Source organism: Halomonas stenophila, assembly GCF_014192275.1.
Lineage (GTDB): Bacteria > Pseudomonadota > Gammaproteobacteria > Pseudomonadales > Halomonadaceae > Halomonas > Halomonas stenophila.
The window spans coordinates 115,433-133,574 of sequence record NZ_JACHXR010000008.1; the positions used below are offsets into that span (position 1 = coordinate 115,433).

12 protein-coding genes and 4 pseudogenes are annotated in these 18,142 nt (G+C 54.5%); 3 read left to right on the forward strand and 13 right to left on the reverse strand.

Annotated elements, in window-relative coordinates; translation table 11 throughout:
* Positions 1-112 precede the first annotated feature (112 nt).
* The 9 genes and pseudogenes from FHR97_RS14035 to FHR97_RS14085 all read right to left on the reverse strand — a co-directional run bounded on the left by FHR97_RS14035 (position 113) and on the right by FHR97_RS14085 (position 10,584).
* A complete protein-coding gene (locus tag FHR97_RS14035; RefSeq protein WP_183384436.1) occupies positions 113-1,897 on the reverse strand; it encodes an ATP-dependent nuclease in 1,785 nt (594 codons plus the stop codon).
* Between the two features lie 151 nt (positions 1,898-2,048).
* Positions 2,049-2,438 carry a hypothetical protein gene (locus FHR97_RS14040; RefSeq protein WP_246404015.1) on the reverse strand — a complete coding sequence of 130 codons (390 nt, stop codon included), beginning with the start codon at positions 2,436-2,438 and terminating at the stop codon, positions 2,049-2,051.
* A gap of 297 nt (positions 2,439-2,735) precedes the next feature.
* Positions 2,736-3,422, reverse strand: a complete 687-nt coding sequence (locus tag FHR97_RS14045) for a DUF4145 domain-containing protein (protein WP_183384438.1) — start codon at positions 3,420-3,422, stop codon at positions 2,736-2,738.
* 323 nt (positions 3,423-3,745) lie between these two features.
* Positions 3,746-4,798, reverse strand: a complete 1,053-nt coding sequence (locus tag FHR97_RS14050) for a helix-hairpin-helix domain-containing protein (protein WP_183384439.1) — start codon at positions 4,796-4,798, stop codon at positions 3,746-3,748.
* Between the two features lie 329 nt (positions 4,799-5,127).
* Positions 5,128-5,613: a ribbon-helix-helix domain-containing protein gene (locus FHR97_RS14055; RefSeq protein ID WP_183384440.1), complete on the reverse strand. Its 486-nt coding sequence runs from the start codon at positions 5,611-5,613 to the stop codon at positions 5,128-5,130.
* Positions 5,614-5,931: 318 nt separating this feature from the next.
* Complete coding sequence (locus FHR97_RS14060; protein WP_183384441.1) at positions 5,932-6,663, reverse strand: NYN domain-containing protein; 732 nt, start codon at positions 6,661-6,663, stop codon at positions 5,932-5,934.
* A gap of 229 nt (positions 6,664-6,892) precedes the next feature.
* Positions 6,893-7,853 (reverse strand): annotated as a pseudogene (locus FHR97_RS20355) (IS5 family transposase); the annotation flags it as partial.
* Positions 7,854-8,912: 1,059 nt separating this feature from the next.
* Positions 8,913-10,166 carry a translesion error-prone DNA polymerase V subunit UmuC gene (locus FHR97_RS14080; RefSeq protein ID WP_183384443.1) on the reverse strand — a complete coding sequence of 418 codons (1,254 nt, stop codon included), beginning with the start codon at positions 10,164-10,166 and terminating at the stop codon, positions 8,913-8,915.
* On the reverse strand, positions 10,150-10,584 hold the full coding sequence (locus FHR97_RS14085) for a LexA family protein (protein ID WP_183384444.1): 435 nt from the start codon (positions 10,582-10,584) through the stop codon (positions 10,150-10,152). The genes FHR97_RS14080 and FHR97_RS14085 overlap by 17 nt, the downstream gene beginning before the upstream one ends.
* Here FHR97_RS14085 and FHR97_RS14090 point away from each other — a divergent pair.
* Positions 10,574-11,275, forward strand: coding sequence for an SOS response-associated peptidase family protein (locus tag FHR97_RS14090; protein WP_183384445.1), 702 nt, complete (start codon positions 10,574-10,576; stop codon positions 11,273-11,275). The two genes, FHR97_RS14085 and FHR97_RS14090, sit on opposite strands and share 11 nt — an antisense overlap.
* Positions 11,276-11,415: 140 nt before the next feature.
* Here the strand turns inward: FHR97_RS14090 and FHR97_RS20360 are convergent.
* Together FHR97_RS20360 and FHR97_RS20630 are read right to left on the reverse strand one after the other, a co-directional pair.
* Positions 11,416-11,967: pseudogene (locus FHR97_RS20360) on the reverse strand (IS3 family transposase); the annotation flags it as partial.
* Between the two features lie 90 nt (positions 11,968-12,057).
* Entirely contained in the window at positions 12,058-12,987 is a 930-nt protein-coding gene (locus tag FHR97_RS20630) for a phasin family protein (RefSeq protein ID WP_183384446.1), read from the reverse strand.
* 1,027 nt (positions 12,988-14,014) lie between these two features.
* Here FHR97_RS20630 and FHR97_RS14105 point away from each other — a divergent pair.
* Together FHR97_RS14105 and FHR97_RS14110 are read left to right on the forward strand one after the other, a co-directional pair.
* Positions 14,015-15,235 (forward strand): ferritin family protein, encoded by a 1,221-nt coding sequence (locus tag FHR97_RS14105; RefSeq protein ID WP_183384447.1) that lies wholly within the window; start codon positions 14,015-14,017, stop codon positions 15,233-15,235.
* An 86-nt stretch (positions 15,236-15,321) separates the two neighbouring features.
* Positions 15,322-15,691 (forward strand): annotated as a pseudogene (locus FHR97_RS14110) (IS5 family transposase); the annotation flags it as partial.
* Between the two features lie 50 nt (positions 15,692-15,741).
* Here FHR97_RS14110 and FHR97_RS14115 read toward each other — a convergent pair.
* Both FHR97_RS14115 and FHR97_RS14120 read right to left on the reverse strand, forming a co-directional pair.
* A pseudogene (locus FHR97_RS14115) lies at positions 15,742-15,960 on the reverse strand (transposase); the annotation flags it as partial.
* Between the two features lie 43 nt (positions 15,961-16,003).
* On the reverse strand, positions 16,004-18,106 hold the full coding sequence (locus FHR97_RS14120; protein ID WP_183384448.1) for a DUF262 and DUF1524 domain-containing protein: 2,103 nt from the start codon (positions 18,104-18,106) through the stop codon (positions 16,004-16,006).
* Positions 18,107-18,142 lie beyond the last annotated feature (36 nt).

An 18,142-nucleotide genomic window follows, 5' to 3' on the forward strand; every position in this document is an offset into this window, starting at 1 on the left:
TTGCGTTATCCCCGTAGATCACTATCTGCCTAACGCCGCCAGCACGCGCGGCCTGGTACTGTAGGCGAAGCCGCAACGAAATAGCCGTCGCTGTGCCTAGCATTGTTATGTATTACACACCCTTGATCCAATCAAAGCACGCCTTAAAGGCGGGCATTTGCTGTTCAATCTCGGCCGCGCTCATTTCAAGCAACCGGTATTCCTGTTCGATAATGGCGTCTTCGCCCTTGTCGTCAACGCCAGTCACTTGCTCGATACAACCTTGCGGCCATGCCCAGACGCTGGTCTGTTTCAGAGCACTATGGCTGCCTTCGGCAATTGCCTTGCCTTCTTTGTCCGCCGCGAAACAGGCCCAAACATCGGCAGCCAGCCAACCGGCTTGTTTGTTGGTCTGAGGCAAGCCGTTGCCGTTAAGTGTAAAGCCTTGGTCGGGCTGCAAGCGGGCCAGTATACGCCTAACATCGGCCATATCTTCCGAATCTCGGTCCAATAGGCCACCCTTACGGGCGTGGGTGTAGGCGAAGTCCAAATCAGCCACAGCGCAGGCGCGAATGCCCATGGCCGCCAGCACTTGCAGTGCCTTGGGTATGTCCGCGCAGGAACCCAGCGACACAAAGGCTATATGATCAAGTTCCGGCGCTTGTCCATAAAGGCGCTCGTAGGCCAGCGGCAGCAGGCGGCGATCCGTTTTGCCCTCGCAGAGCACCACTCGCTCGGCGAAATAGATTTCCGCCAGGCTGCTCAGCTCGAACAAAGCGCGGGACTGGCTTTCCGCTCCTTGGATGGCTTCGTTGACAGCTCGTCGCAGGGGCTTACGGGCGGTGACGCCTTTGTCCGTACTCTTGCTCACAATCACCGTATCGGTAGCATTGTCCCGGCTGAGCATCAGCGGAGAATGAGTAGAAAAGACCACTTGAAACCCTGCTTGAGCCAGGCTGGCCAGCGCCTGCCGCAACCGTCGCACGCCTTGTGGGTGGAGATACAACTCAGGTTCGTCAACCAGTAACAAGCGACGCGAGGGGCTACCGCCTTCGCCTCGCCGCATTTCCGCCAGATAGCGAATCAAGGCCATCTGGATGGCCCGCTGGGCGCCAGTGCCCATCTGATCAAATCGCCGCCGGTCGCCCGTCGTTTTGTCCGTGACATGTAGGTCACCGGCCTTGAAGAACTCTTTTACATCAACGGCCTGCAAATCAAGGTCCAGCGCGAGGCCGGGAAAAAAGTGCTCTAGCGCACCGCTGGCATCGGTATCAAACTGCTGCAAGTGGTCTGAACGATGATCGCCATCGGCAGTCAGGAGGTGACGGATGGTATCAAGAGCGGTACTCAATTCCGCATGAGCCTCAAGCAACGGCCCCATGATCTCATCAAGAAGGCTCTTGATCGTCGTGCCGGCTTTGGCCTTGCCCAAATCCTCGCCGATATCGTGCATAGCCTGCACAAGCAAAGGCTCCGGAAGCAAGGCTGAGACGGCTTGCGGGAGACCGGTGGGGTAATCACGCCAGTGTTCCGGCTCACCATTCTCTGGGTATTGCTCGATATCCCACACTTCCTTGCTCAGTGTTTTGGCAGTGGTTCCTGTTGCCGAGGCTCGAATCCACAAGCGGCCATCACGGCAATAAGGTTTTATAGACTTGCGATGTTTCTCTTCGGGAATTCGGCCCAGAACTTCATCAGTAATGCCATCAATGCACGCAACCACTTCCACCGGCTGGCCCAGATCATGGAAATCCTTGATCGAAAGCGCAGCCGGCTTCAACACCCAACTGAGGGCCTGAAGAATGGAAGACTTACCGGTGTTGTTCTGACCGACCAAAGGGGTGTACCCTTCCAGCGGCAACGAGACATCTTTGCAGGCGCGAAAGTTCTTGATCCGCAGGTGGCTGAGGCGATGCATTTAGAGTCCTTAATTTATTCTTGGATATCAGCAAGGCTGTGTGATACGTCATTACACATAATGCCGATGTTCAACGGCCGGGTTGCGTAGCTCCGCGTAACAAGCCGGTCCGGTGGAGGCCCAAAAGGCCGGAACGAACTGCAACAACTGGTTAGTCCTGCGGAGGGGCCCCGAGAAAGCCTCCTTTGATCTGGTACTTCCCTCCAAATCCGTGAGGGCCTTTCCAATAAACAGATAAAAGCTTGATTAAGCGGCGACCATAGGCAGCCATCAGCCATTCATATTTATCCCAAAGCCCCTCATCAAGGGTGGATGGCTGAGCACTATTCTCTTTGCTCAGCGCACAGGGATACCTAGCCCATGATTCGTTGCCTTCTTCAAATGCTTTCAGAGTGCTGCTCCCTTTGGTTTTGTATGGAATGTTAGTAGAATTTTCTGCTAGGTCTGTGAGCTTGTGGGACTTCAATAACTTTGAAAGCTTACCGTTAGAAATCCAACCCGGGTTTTCGTAAACGAGGAAGGCCTTAATCGCGTTTTCCAAGGCAAAGGACGCCAAAAGGAAAGTCGACCTGTTCGTATTGTCCCAGCTCGACTTCGTCCCAGACCGCCAATCATGATGTGTGAGATGGCCTTGACCAAAGCTTCGCCTCAACTCCACAGCTTGCGCGTGTAGATCGTCAGCAACCAAGAACCAGCTATGGGGGCATGCTAGCTCTACGAATTCCTCATTAGTCATCATATCCCCGGTTGTTTAATTGAATACCTAACGCCCGGCCCACGCGCGGGTTTGGAGCCGCAAAGCGGCGGAAAATCGGTCGCCGTGCAGCCGATTGTTATACTATTTGAACTTTCTTTTGGCGTGGTACGGAAGGATGTATACTCCTTGAAGAAGATGCTCAACCACGTCAAAGGCCAGCCCCAATTGAACGTTAGAATGAGGATTCACTTCATGCGCTGCGTCATTTCCGAGCACCCTGAGCTTGTGAAGTATTTCTGCCCCCTCCTTAGTTAGGACACTTTGTTCGACCAAGCTATTTATCTGAGCATATAGGTTTTTTCCAGACGCAGCCTGGTCTTTGCACACAGTTTCTATTATTGCTCGAAGACCAATACCTGTAAGGACAGGGTTGCTTCCATTCAAGGCGTTTAAAGTTTCGGTGTAGATTCTCTGAAGTTTCTCAGGAAGAAGATGGTCGTCAGACAACCCAGTTCGACTCTTTTCCGGGTTTGGGTAGTAATCTTCGAATTTCACATACCCAGCTTCCCAGCCATCTGGCCCCGCATAATGCTCCATATCTTCCGAGTTCGTATGTGTCTGCCGAAACATAACTGTCTCACACCCCTGACACTGAATTATCTGGTACTCGTTATCCCAGCCGTAAAGCAGCGCGTCATCAGTTTCTTCTCTTCCAGCAAGTTCAATATCCGCCAAGATCTTATGCTTGGTGCTTCTCTTACAAACACCGCAAGGAGCGTCAATGATCTCATTTATTTGCTTGTCTTTTTCGGTAGTAATTTTCGGCATCAGACGACCCTATTTTGTATAACTGTTAGACAGCACGCTCTGATATTGGATGAACGCGCATGCACGTTCAACAATGTTATACTGCACGCCATTTTCTTCCTAACCTACTGAAAAATTATGCATTAAGTATAGCTCGGCTGTATAACACCAATCATCACACATTCTGCATAACACCGATGAACGTGTGGGCCGCCTTTGCCGAAACAGCCGCAATGTGCCGATAGCCAACATCCCGCCAGTGAAACCAGTGAGAAGTCGATACACATGTCTTATACCAGCACCAACATGCAAGTGCGTGCTTTCGCAGAAAAGCTAATCACGTCTCACTCACACAGCCATCCGCTAGCTTGTATCGCCTGCACCCTAGCCTCGCTAAGGCCATTGATACGTGTGAGATTGCCAGGAGATTGCCAAGGGCGCCCTTCCACGATGTCCTTGACCCGGGCAGGACCAATGTGCGGCAGCTCATCAAGGTTTGAAACATCGCTTGCATTGAGATCTATGCAATCATGTACGAAATAACCTTGAATCGGTCGCTCTCCCCTAGCGTGCTGAGGCACAAGATCTGTGCCATTGAGACCAATGTAGACCGGTGCGTGGTCTGAGACTCTGTCACGAGCCTCGTTGTGCTCAAGTGAAAGTAGCTCGGGGAACAGGAGGATTCCACGGTCGGAAGGGTTCAGGATGGCAGCGTCGTACCAGATGTTGTCGTAGAGATTGGCGTACTCACCGGCCGTAGTAGCCAGAGTGGACTGGCCGACGGTGATGGCAGGCCGAGCGCCGAGTGCCCTCAGCAGTGCCCAACTATCATGGTCAGGCGCAAGGTTGAAGTCACCCATCAGCAGGCGTGGTGTGCCTGCGGCGACCTCAGCCAACCACTGCCAGTAATCTGCCAGTGCCTCAATCTCCGGCAATCGGTCGCTGACGCTGTCACCGTAGACGACATGCACCGTGGCAACAGTAAACAGATCACCATTCTCCACATCCTGAAAACGGGCAGCATAGGGCTCACGGCTAAAGATGTCACCGTGATCTAGAAACACCACAGCACCATCATGGTAGGCGACCTCACTCTCCCGCCACAAAAACGCATAGTGCTCGGTATATGACGAGCGGCCCAGATCGCGACTGGCCATAGACGACCAAGCTTCACCGGAGAGGGCCTCCACCTCGCGCTCCAGACGTGCCAATGCCGATGTCTCCATCAATTCCTGGATCGCCAACAGATCGAAGTGGTTGGCAACGTGGGCTACCTGTCCGAAGGCCTTGTCGTTTTTCCAGCCCAGGTGCTTGATGTTCCAGCTGCCAAGGACGATATCGCCCCAGGCCATTAATGGCGTCATAGCCAGGAACGCCACTAACAGTCGAATAACCATGCTAAGTACGCTCCCTGCGTGTGAGTGCCTCCATCTTCGTGGGCGTGTGAGCAAAGATCAACTTCAGTCAGGAATTTCGGCCTCAATCTGGTGGCGATCTTTCTCGGTGGGCCTGCTGGCACCAATACGCGGACAGTGAGGCCAAGCCTGTAGCACCGCCAGAGATCAGTCAGCTGCGGGATCGTCATCGGATCTGGATGCAGAACGCAGGGGCGCTTTGGTAAGGGCCTTGTTGAGGCAATATTCATGGAGAAGCCGGGATCGAGACGACTTTGGCGATGGACACACGGAGTTGGATCGGAGCAGGAGCCCGGACGGCCGCACATGGGTCAGCGTTTCCTGTGCTCATCCGCCTCCAGGATCAATCGCTTGATGATCTCGCTGCGGTCTTCATGCTCAGTGATGGCCAAGGCATCTAGAGCTTCAATCATTGCCGGAGATAGGTGGACGACAACCGGCTTGTCTGCCTCACTGCACTCTTTTTTGAGATTACGTGACTCCAGCCAAGTGCGAATCTGTTCGATGGAAGCAGCTCCGATTCCCGGAACCATCCCCTTCTGTAAACGGCCCTCAGCCAACACCGACTGAAGACTCTCTAGCGAATCGATGTTGTTTTCTTTCAGGTGGTTAACAATTCTTACTGGCAAGCCATGGTGCCATACTGCTTGTATAGAGAGACGTGCCTCCCAACGGGACACTAGCTTCTGAGCCGTGGTGGCACGAACTCCCATTGCCACACTAATTTCATCAAAGTCGTAGCCCTCTTCCTTGAGCTGCCATGCCTGTTGGGCTTGAGCGTAGCTCCAGCCTGCCATGCTTCATTCCCCTAGTCCGTGTGATCCTGGTGTCTTAGTAGTGAGTCAACGTCCCCTATCAGCCCGGCTGGTACACCGCCATGACGGCTGATGAAAACCGCTTTAATGGGTAGAGCAACCCGAGTCAATGACTGCTGAGCACCAGCCGGTTAGGTCGTTGACGAAGTTGCAGTTCTCCCTTCGCGGAAGATTGGATATTACATTGATCAGAGTTGAAATGAACTATGAATCCGCCAAATTCGACAAATATAAACTTGACTACCCAGATGCAACTTGCAACATATTTCTGCACAACATACCCCTATGCAAATGTAAATATCATGAATTTTTCCTCGAGTCTTGAATATACATAGCCGTTCCGCCATTCCTCATATCAACCTCGAACAACTCTGTAGATCGAATCAAATCGCCTAGCTTTTTGTAGCCATAATTTATCACTGAAAAGGAGCTGTTATTTGATATATAATGACCAACTTTGCTCAAAAGAGACCAACCATCATCTTCGGCTGTTTTCTCGGCCGCCGTTCTCAATAACCTAACAAGGGATGTGTCACCTCTCAGTTCATTTCTGCTTTTAGGCTTGACTCCGATTACTGATTCGGAGCTTACACACTCAGCCAGAAGATTTTCTGTATAAATGAAAATCGAGCAAGCGTCTACAAATGGCTGAGGAGTCTTTCTTTCACCAAAACCATATACAGGAAAACCACTTTCAAGAATTCTGAGTACCAATGGAGTGAAGTCGCTATCGCTGGTCATTAATGCAAAAGCTTCCACACCCTTGCTATAAAGTAGGTCCATTGCATCAATAATCATGGCAGAATCAGTCGCATTTTTTCCTTTAGTATATGCAAACTGCTGCATTGGTCTTATCGCGTTTGGGTGTAGCTTTTCTGCCCAACCCGCTAATGCAGGATTCTTCCAATCACCATGCGCGTGACGAACATTTACTAGTCCGTAGTTTGCCAATTCCTCTAGGACTCCTTCTATAGAGTTATGGCTGACGTTATCACAATCAATAAGTAAAGCAATTCTTTTTTGATCCGGCACATTCGCCTCCATCTAGATAAAAAAGAGCATTATTACGTTTCCGCCCCTTATCACTTGTCACACCCTTCACTTCTAAGAACCTGCCGAATATCGAATATCTCATATGAAGCACTTTCTCGACGAATAACATCGAACGTCTCTTCTAAGGAACCACTGATCAATCCGCCTCTGAGCGGATGAAGCGCTCTACGTGGCCTTCCCATCGTTTCAGCGGTCACTTTCTGACCACCTAAGGTGTTTCTGTTTTCTCTGGAAGCCGGATAACCCGGCTGTCAGGACAAGTTCGAGACGCACTGGCCCCATCGACGTGCCCTTGGCACCGTATAGCCAGCATCAGATTACTGAGAGCGAACAGGGTGAATAGTTGAACCGAGTTCTTTGCCACCCCCTTGTAGCGAACCTTTCGGTAGCCAAAGAGGTTCTTGATGACATGAAACGGGTGCTCAATCTTGGCGCGGATGCAGGCCTTGGTCTTCGAATGCCAGCAATAGGGTCTTCATGGGCTCTCTTCCATTTTCTTGAGGGCGCCACTCTTGGCTGCGACACAGCACCAGGAGTCCGGTCCACTCTCCAAGGAACATGGGAATGCCGAGGTAACCCGCGTCGCCGTATACCAATTCGTCATCAGTCCGGACCAGATGGCCTGCCATGGTGACATCGGCCACGTTGGCCGAGGTGGCGATGACACGGTGGGTCAGCCCCGTGATCTCTTCGACGCCGATATGGGCCTTCAGGCCGAAGTGCCATTGCTTTCCTTAGCTGGCCTGGATCATCTCCGGGTCACCCTGCCTGGCTTTGTTCTTGGTGGATGGAGCCGCTGCCACGATGGTGGCATCGACGATGGTGTCAGACGAAGCTGCCGCCACGATGGTGGCGTCGACGATGGTACCCTCGCGCATGAACAGGCCCTGCTCGGCCATGCTGGCGTTGATCTCCTCGAGGATCCGATAAGGTCAGAACCATGCTTCTCCATCAGGATGCGGAGACGCAGCAGTGTAGTGGTATCCGGCACGCTCTCGCTGATCATGTCGAGTCGATGAAGTCATGCAGGGCTTACTGTCGTAGATGACGCCCTCCAGTGCCTCGTCGGCCTGGGCCGTACCACTGCTGGAGGGCGCAGACGCGCAGGATGCGCTCCAGGCCGAGGGATGCCAGCCCCGCTGGCCGGTGGCGGTCAAGATGTACGACGGCTACGGTACCTCGATGAGCTGTTGTCAGGGGGCCAAGCCCTCCAACTGGACCAGAAACCTTCCAGCACGACCGTTTGTTTCGTATAGCGCCATCCTCTTGAATAGTCGGACGTGGAAGCATCTCTGTCTGGGGAGCAGGCACGCTACCGCCGAGGGGATCCTGGCGCAGGCTGACGCCATCCCTTCCGAGGAAGCCTGACGCGTCTCCTTTTAGAGACATGACGGCATCAGAAAGATACATACTTTCACACTACAGCCTAATCATACATTCTTCGAGGCGCGACTGGTGGTCATGAGGTGCGTCAACGAAAGCTTCGTTGGTCAAGCCAGGGGGAAGGGGCGGCATGGACGGGGGACCTGGCCAACACGACCATGGGCCGAGCTGTACAGGCTTTGGTGAAGGCAACCACGCCGGTAGGGATGGCACCTTGGCTCAGGCTCGTGGCGTCTGAGTTTGCACCGGAACAGCGGTGGTCGGTGGTCGGCGGCCTGCGGCCTCACATCACGACAGTCAGTGGTGAGCGATCATGCCAAGTTCGCCCACCAAGCTTGCCACGGTGACTCACCGCTTCGCCGTCATCGATGACGTTCCGAGCCAGTTGCAGCACCCTGGGCCCGCCAAGGTGAGCGATCATGCCCAGTTCGCCCACGAAGCTCGCCACGGTGACTCACCGCTTCGCGGTCATCGATGACGTTCCGAGCCAGTTGCAGCACCCTGGGCCCGCCAAGGTGAGCGATCATGCCCAGTTCCTTCACCAAGCTCGGCACGGTGGCTTACCGGTTCGCGGACATCGATGGTATTCCAGGTCAGCCGCAGCACCCAGAATCCGACAACGGTAAGCAATTATGACCAGTGCGCCCACCAAGCTCGGCACATTGACTGACCATTTCGTGATAGCCAATGGCGTTCCAGACCAGCAGTCGCTCCTCATGCCCGCAGATGGCCATCGATGGTGACTGGCTCGCCTCGCACAGCACACTCGAAGGAATGACAAAGGCTAGCAGCACAGATGCTGCCCTCCTCCTTTGGGAGGATGGTTCATCGCCCCTTGGATGGTTTCATGATCGCACAACAGGAAAATCGCTCCACCTAGTCGTATATTCCGGTGATTTGAAATTCTGGCGCATATACCAAGGTTTGGATATGCCTTGTGCCGCAAGGAATATAGTACCCTTACCCTGTTTTTTGTTTATTTCGTCTACCATCACCATTAGTTTGTCAGCCTTCTCTGACTGGCCCGGCTGAAGGAGGTCGTATTGATGGTATTTTTTATCGAATAACTCAATGAGCCCTACGCCTGCCTTGATGTACGCATGCCCGGTCCTATAGAGATTTGTTGCCGCTGCTCGCGCAAGACAGACGATCTCTCGAGTATCGTCGGTTGGATATGGCAGCTGAGCCATAGTGCTAGAGGAGTGGAAATTTGGTTCGAAGGGGGATGTATGCATGAAAACATGCATCGTGAGTGCTAGGTGGTGCTGTTTCCTCAGCTTCTCGGCAGCGCGAGTGGCGTAGAGGGAGACGGCCTCTAGGACGGGCTGAGCCGTGGTAGCTTTGTTCCCGAAGGACCTGGTGCAGTAGATCTGCTGTTTAGCAGGCGGCACCTCATCAAGAGCCAGGCAGGGGCGTCCGTTCAGCTCTTCAATGGTACGTTCAAGGTTTACGCTACTCGCCCGCCTGACCACCTTAGGGTTGGCCGTGGCCAGATCCCAGGCAGAGCGGATACGCAGGTCATCAAGGCGTCGAGCAATCCGATTGGCAACGCCCCACACACCGGTCACTGGTGTGCGCTTCAGGAGCCACTCCCACTTGTGCTGCTCGTCGAGAACACAGACGCCTTCACATTTGGTGATCTTTTTAGCTGCATGGTTGGCCAGCTTCGCTAATGTCTTTGAAGGCGCTATGCCTACACCCACTGGAATTTTGACGTGTTCCCACAAACGGCTTTTGATCTCCTCGCCTAAAATCTTCAGATCATCCTGCATACCGGCGAGATCAAGAAACATTTCATCGATGCTGTAAACCTCAATCTGAGGGCTGAAGTTCTGCAACGTTTCCATGACACGATCAGAGATGTCCCCATAAAGCGGGTAGTTAGACGAGAAGATAGCGACATTGTTTCTACGCAACATATGCTCAATCTTGAAGAAAGGCTCAAGGTCCGGGATTCCGAGTTCCTTGGCCTCCTTTGATCTTGCTACGATAAAGCCATCATTATTTGACAGTACCACGACGGGCTTTCTCCGCAGGTCGGGGCGGAATATCTGATGGCACGATGCATAGAAGCTGTTGCAATCAACGAGGGCGATCACGGAAGAATCTCACCGAGCTGATGATAGTCCCTTCGATCTCGAAGCTGGCCCCCTCGGGTATAGGGATCGGCGGGAAGTCATCGTGAGCAGAAAGCAAGCGCTGATAGTGTATATCGAGTATTTTGCAAGTCATCTCACCATCAAGGCTCGCGAGCACTACGTCCCCATGCCGGGCCCTCTCAGCACGGTCTACAATCAAAAGGTCGCCGTCAAAAATGCCTACGCCTTCCATCGACTCACCTTCAGTCCAGCAATAGAAGGTTGCCGCAGGATGCTTGATAAGATATTCATTTAGATCGATTTTTCGATCCATGTAGTCTTCTGCCGGACTTGGAAAGCCAGCTCTGATACGGGTCAACAAGCAAGGTGCAGCAAAGGCTGTTTCGGTCTTGCGGCACGAAACCAACGTGACGGACATCCTGACAACCTGGATAGATATACAGGTATTGAGTATGTGCACGAACTACGCGCTCGTCAAGACGTCGGGGGTGGTCCAGCTGGCAGACCGCCTGGGCGTTGACCCTAACGCCTTCATCTACGGGGAGAACTTCCGGCCAGGTAGCTTGATCAGCATTGTCACAGGGTCTGAGGGGCACCACACCGTGCGCCATGCCACGTGGTGGCTGTACCTGCAACAGACCGAGGAAGGTCTGAGGCCTCACCGGGACTATTTTTCCGTCAACACCCGGTACGACAAACTCGCCAAGAAGCCGGAGTACCGGCATCGGCGCTGCATCGTACCGGCCACCGCGTTCGTGGAGAGCCAGGATGGCAAGCATCCTCACCTGCTGGTGACTGCTGACGGCAGCGCCATTGCCTTCGGCGGGCTGTACAAGGAGTGGACGGATAAGACTACGAGTGAGATCGTCTTCTCAGCGTCGATCATCACCCTACCTGGCATCAAAGCCCTGGAGGGAATCCATCGGAAGTCGGTACCGATGTGGCTACCAGAAGATGCATTTGAAGAATGGCTGTCGCCGGACGTGACAGAGACGTCGGAACTCGACTACCTAATGAATCCCGTTCTTCAAACGGACCTGAAGGCAATACCAATTGATCGTGCCGGGAAGAAGAACCCTATTGGAGATGCCTTCTTCATAAACCCATAATATGGCATTATAATTCTAAATCGTTCATTTGGCAGCTCTTCAACGAGGGAACTGGACGAAGGCTGAAGTGGACCCCATCCATTAGACCACCTGACAGGCGAGCTAAGCTCTGACCGGGTTGTCATCAGGCGTCAGACCGCCTAGATCAGTGGTTGATCGAAGTACACCTCATCGGGCGTTGCATCGTCCAGGCCCTGATGGGGCCGCTCCTTGTTAAACCAAGTGAAGTAACGCTTCAGCTCCCCACGCAGGTGAACGCCATCTTCAAAGGCCTTCAGGTAGACGCACTTGTACTTCACGCTGCGCCAGAGCCGCTCCACGAAGATGTTGTCCTGGTAACAGCCCTTGCCGTCCATGCTGATCCGGACATCATGGGCCTCCAGCACCTCGGTGAAGGCCTGGCTGGTGAACTGGCAGCCTTGATCCGAGTTGAAGATCTCGGGCGGCCCATGGCGCGACAGGGCATCCTCCAGGGCGTCGATGCAGAAGTCCGCATCCAGGGTGTTCGATACTCGTCAGGCCAGCACACGGCGGCTGTACCAGTCCATGATGGCCACCAGATACATGAACCCACGTGCCATGGGGATGTAGGTCACGTCGGTCGCCCACCCCTGATTGGGGCGGTCGATGACACGTCCCCGCAGCAGGTAGGGGTAGATTCGATGCCCCTCACCTGGGCGACTGGTGCACGGCTAATCAGCGCACCAACGCGACGGGCCGCCGATCATAGATCGGCGGCCCGTCGGCGAGAGCGATGGCTTTCGCAAGACCGGCCAGAAACCTTACTTTCCGGTCTTTCTGGTAGTTGGCTTTGCAGGCTTAGCGTTGCCCACGGCAGTCTCGGTAGCCGGCTTAGCGTTGCCCTCGGCCTTCTCGGTAGCCAGCTTGGCGTTGCTCTCGGCAGTCTCGGTATCCTGGTTGGCGTTGCTCCCGGCAGTCTCGGCAGCCGGCTTGGCGTTGCTCCCGGCAGTCTCGGCAGCCGGCTTGGCGTTGCTCCCGGCAGTCTCGGTAGCCGGCTTAGCTTTGCCCTCGCCAGCCTCGGCAGCCGGCTTGATGTTGCCCTTGGCAGTCTCGGTATCCTGCTTGGCGTTGCTCCCGGCAGTCTCGGTATCCTGCTTGGCGTTGCTCCCGGCAGTCTCGGCAGCCGGCTTGGCGTTGCTCCCGGCAGTCTCGGCAGCCGGCTTGGCGTTGTCCTCGGCAGCCTCGGCAGCCGGCTTGATGTTGCCCTTGGCAGTCTCGGTAGCCTGCTTGGCGTTGCTCTCGGCAGTCTCGGTATCCTGCTTGGCGTTGCTTCCGGCAGTCTCGGCAGCCGGCTTGGCGTTGCCCTCGGCAGCCTCGGCAGCCGGCTTGATGTTGCCCTTGGCAGTCTCGGTAGCCGGCTTGGCGTTGCTTTCGGTCAGACACTGGATCTGCTGGACGAAGTCCTGTTGCAGTGCCACGACCTTCTCGGCATCGCCCTTCAGGTGCTCTGACAGGTACTTGGCGACTTGCTGCTGGCCTATGGTGTAGGCGCGCAGGCCTTCCGCGTCCTTGACGTTCACCAGGCTTCGCAGTTGCGCCAGGCTGGCGTCGGTGTAGGCCTTGCCGGCCTCGAGCTGGGTATTGAACAGCTCCTCGGTATAGTCGACGGAGAGGGCTGCATAGGCACGGGCTGGGCTGAAGAACATGGATTCGAGCCAATCAGTGAACTGCTTGGTGTCGACGTTTTCCATGGTTGACCTCCTGGGGTGCTAAGGATGAGGAAGGCCCTGGCGGTCTGCCGCTGCCTTCTGTGTATCTGATGCAGTGCATCAATAGCAAAGATATTTGTGCAGTGCAACATAAGCTGGCGTAGAGAAGGGGTGGTGAGCACCACCCGCGTTTAATGGCTGAGTCAATCGTCTCCGTAAGCACTGGCGCTAGGGCTGAGCAATACGCTTAATTCCTTGATGTACAACGTTTATTGATATTCGCATGAGGGCGGGACTCACTTGGCCGGGACCTGATGAGCTACTTCAACTAATACAACATCAGCAGACTACCTCAGGGCCTACAGGACAGGCGGCATAGGAGATGTACTTTGTTTCACCACCGCTCCGGACGGCTTGACGCCTGATGACAACCCGGTCAGAGCTTAGCTCGCCTGTCAGGTGGTCCAATGGATGGAGTCCACTTCAGATGGGACCAGGGGCGATGTGGTGTACGCAACGCACCCCGGTTGATAAGGCGAGAGGCGGGCCATCGTGCCCAGCTGAGTGGGATCAACCAGAATAGAGCCGTGGATCCTCCCTACCCTACGGCCATATTTCCGGCTTCCAGTGAGCAATCGTGCCGAGTTGACCTCCCACCAGCCCCCTTTCCAACGTGCCACCGTGGCTGGGATGGTGACCAGCACCCGGATGTGGTGTAAGTACGGCATCATTGTCCATGGATGACGCATGATCCATCGTTTCTAGATATGTCGCTCGACAAGAAATCTTGTTGAGAGCGCCCAAGGAAAACTTGTTCTCCATCATCGATGGTCAATCGGCCATAATATCAGTTATTACAGTCAGCACTGTACGACGCCTTCCGTCACCCTGCGGGGGAGTGGTTGCCTTACCGCTATAATCAAAAAACCTTAAAGATCAATCGCGTTGGCAACCACAGCCCCTAGGATCAGCAGGTAAATCAGGAGCAGCTCCTTTGCCGCATTGTTCGAGGGCTGGGCGAGGTGTTTTGTGATGCATTGCGAAGGCAGACTATTGAAGGAGGTTGAATATGCCGGTCAAAAAGGTCGAGCGTGAGAGGCTTTATGAGCAGGTGTGGTCGCGCCCGATGAGTCACTTGGCGCAACAGTATGGCGTATCAAGCCAAAAGCTGAAGGAGCTGTGCGAAAAGGCGAATATTCCTACCCCTACCGCAGGTCACTGGTCGCGAGTCGCAGCTGGTAAGACCGTGCATCAACCGAAACTGCCTGATGCATCTCCGGCGTCAATATGGGTTACTATTCCTCCTACTTCCCACCACAAAAAAAATCCAGCGTCTTCCTCCCATGAAGAGGGCCCGGGAACAATAGACCCTCCAGCAGCCGATCTGAATGCGAAGATATTGAAAAGAACTCCCAAGACTAGGCGAGACGATGAGTTGGTGGTACCAGCTAAGCTGGGGCGTGCACACCGGATCATTGCGGGCTGGCTCGCGGAACACAAGAGGCGGCAGGAGGAGGCCAAGCAGCACCACTGGATTACTTATACACCAACACCTTTCTCCTCCATGGACCGACGCCGTCATCGCATTTTGGATACATTTCTTAAAGCTATTGAGCATGTAGGAGGCAAAGCCCTGGAAGGGGATCGCAGGTCATTGGCTATCGAGCTAGAAGGGGAGAAGATCCCTTTTCAGCTTCGCGAAAAGCAAAAGCAGGTTCGCCGCCCGCTAACCGACTCCGAGAAGCGCTGGCACAGGCCCGGAGACAAGGAGTGGCGTCAGGAACTTCAGCCCACCGGAAAGCTCATCTTTGAGGTCAAGCGCTACCTGCCTACAGGCTTCAAGACACAATGGCTCGAAACTGACGCAGTTCCCATGGAAGAGCTTCTTTCTGAGATTTTCAAGACACTACGGCAAGTTACGCCGATACTAGTGCAGCAGACACGGGAAAGGCTAGAGAAAAAGCGACTTGCTGAAATCGCAGCCCATGAGCGCTATTTGGCCGAGCAAGCTCGCAAGCGTGACGACAATCAGTGGCAACGCTTTCTCGAAATTGCCGATACATGGCAGCACTACGAGCATGCACGCAACTTCCTAGAAGCCCTCAAGCAGGTAAATTTCACTCCAGATTGCAAGGTGGGTGAGACACCGCTGGCGGAGTGGATATGCTGGGTAGAAGATAGAATTGAGGCCGGGAACCCACTGAGTCAAGGCGTCGAAGCTATTTTCGCTGATATCGAAAAAATTACTAGCTACACATATACCCACAAGATGAATTATCGGGGGGACTGAGCTTTATTACACAATTTATCACTTAGGTTTTGTACGAGAAGTAGTTTCTGCTAATTTTGCCCATGCCACAGCAGCATAGGTGGGGTATGGCAGGACGCTACGAACTTTCCGAGCACAGCTGGTCGCTGATCAAGGACATCGTCTCACCACCCCAGGAGATGGGCCGGCCAAGGCGGGATGACCGCCAAGTATTGAATGGCATCTTCTGGGTCCTGTGCTCGGGGGCCAAATGGCGCGACTTGCCGGAACGTTATGGTCCCTGGACCGACCACGGTGTATGCCCGATTCCGTCAGTGGCGTGATGATGGCACCTTCGACGCTGTGCTGGCACGCCTCCAGCTCAAGCTTCGAGAGGATGGCCTGATGGACCTCGACACCTAGATGATCGATTCCACATCCGTTCGCGCCACCCGTGCCACCTCGGGAGGTACGAACGGCCGTGGAGTCGATCATCCGGGACCCTACAGCTAGGCACAATGGTGAGTGAGCGTGCCTACTAGCTGCCGCTCTGCTGTCCAGATCTCGTGCAGTTCACCCTTTACATTGGGATGCACCGACTTGGGCAGCTTGTTCAGGATGTTCGCGGTCTTGTGGGCCTAGCAACGCTGGTGCCTCGTGGTCGGATAGACCTTGCTCAGCGCTTTCCAGAAGCCCAGCGCGCCGTAGCCGATTGCCAGCCTGGGGGCCACTGTCAGGCCCCGCTCTCGCAGGCCCGTGAGCAGCTCCGTTCATCTGGCTGCCCAGCCCTCTCACAACCGCAGTGAGATCTCACGGGGCAGTATCCATCTGCTCCTCCAGCGCCTGGCGTACCAGCCCCACCACGTATGGCAGCTCGCCCGCTGAACTCAACGGAATTTCGACATCCCCGTTCCCCCAGCGCCCAATGCCGGCAACGTCACGTCCTAGCCCACGAGGATCTTCAAGGTCAGCGGCCGAAATATTTAATGACAGCAGCAGTCGCTTGGCCTGCGGTATGACATCGACGAAGTTGGTCTCAGCTTTGAAAGCAACGTAGAGCTTCTTCACGTCTTGGTAAACACACGGGTCAAGAGCCAACACCTCTGTGGCAAACATATCGTATAGCTCGCGCACCGGCCCCCCTGTTAGGTGGAGATGATCCTCCAGGGCGTATTCGGCGTCGGAGGTCTGTGCGGGAGTACGATAGGCCTCCAGAATATCATCACCAATACTGGGCGCCTGCCACACGGATAGGGCAGACTCCGACAGTCGAGTAGCTCGTTTCAGAATGGCATCCTGATCCCAGGTCTCGAGGTGACGCAGGTCACTATTGAGATGCAGTGGGCTATGGGCAAAACCGATAGGTTTATTGCTCTTGTCTTTGGCATCTCGCTTATCGCGGAACGGCCTATCTGAGTAGGCGCTATTGTAAGCGGTCAAGGTTAGGTTGCCCAAAGTATGCAGGTATGACTCCTGAACACCTTGCCACTCTGGGCCAAGTGCCTCTTGCCATTCTGGAGACAGCTCGGGATTCTGGGGCATCACATGCTCAACAGTAAATTCGTCGATAAGCACGCTTTCCTTACGACCGTGATTTTCGAGTCGGCGCAGCCAATACCGCAGGTTGCGGAAGTGGTAAAGATCCCGCTCCCGCAGGGCCACCTGAAACTCACTATCACTTGGGAAGCGCCGGTATGACGGCAAAAGCATGAAGCCTGCCTTGACGCTTTCCAAGTAACGATCCTTTCGCAAGTTGTGCGTAAAGCGTGCAAATGTCCGGTTAAGAGAGTTAGTGGGGATTCCACAGACTGCTCGACGGAAGACGTAGCTCTCTATCAACCTCACGATCTTTTCCAGCTCCACCGAGGAGAGCAGCTGGTTTTGCTTGTAGTCGTGGTAGACCTCAAGCAACAGTGGGTAGGCCACGTCGACCTTCAGCTCCCTCAAGTCCTTGAAGGCCTGCTTCAGCTTAGGATCTGACTCCTTGCCCAAGGCCATGGCGCAATAGTGCTTGGCATAGGTGTGCACCTCTTTGACCAGATCACGGATAGAGCCGTCGTAGTCTGACGCGTACTGCTTGAAAGCCGCATACACCTTGCTGATATTGGGGATATCGTTGGTGACCGCTGTCAGGTAGTGGCGCATAAAACTGTCGAAGTGACGGGCATACGCCGCTTGGCCGAAGCCATCCTCCATAGCCCGCCAGTAGTGCGTATACAGCGACTCCTGCTCATTAGGTTCCTGACCCATCAAGACAAAATTCCGGATCAGGTCGGCCTGGCTAAGGTCCAAACCGGTAGAGTTCATGCTCTCGAAAACCAGCTGGGGGTTGTCTCGTTGTCGTTCCAAGGCAACCGCCACGATCTCCAGCTTGGAGAGTCCTAGATAGACGGCATCCAGCTGCTCGGGGTGGGCTTCAAACCACTCTATGAAAAGTTCATAATTGGCCATGACGCGAGAGCTGTGCGGTTCCGGCCTTGGCAGGTCATCGATGAGAGAGATCAATGTCGGCCGGTCTATATCTGACAAGACGACCTTATAAAGCATCTCACCGGTTTCGTTGGGATTGATCAAGAAGCGTCGGCGTAGTGCCTCAGCCTGATTGGCTGCTTGGCCGTCAGCAAGGTGGTGGTAGAGCGCCAAGAGCATCAGCGTCACCGTGGTCAGGCGCTGTTGCCCGTCGATCACCATGAGGGGCTCTTGCTTAACGAGAATCGACTGAGCACGCTCAACATAGACGATAGTGCCCAGGAAGTGGGTGGAGGCCTGATCGACGGTACCAACGGCCAGCACGTCCTTGAGAAGCTGGTGGCACTGAGATTCGCCCCAAGCGTAGTTTCGCTGGTAGATGGGAATTCGGAATTGGCGCGGTTTCTCCAGCACCTCCATCAGGTTGGCTTCTGATGCCTTCATGTGCTCTCCCTTTGCGTTACTCTGAAATCCCCAGTC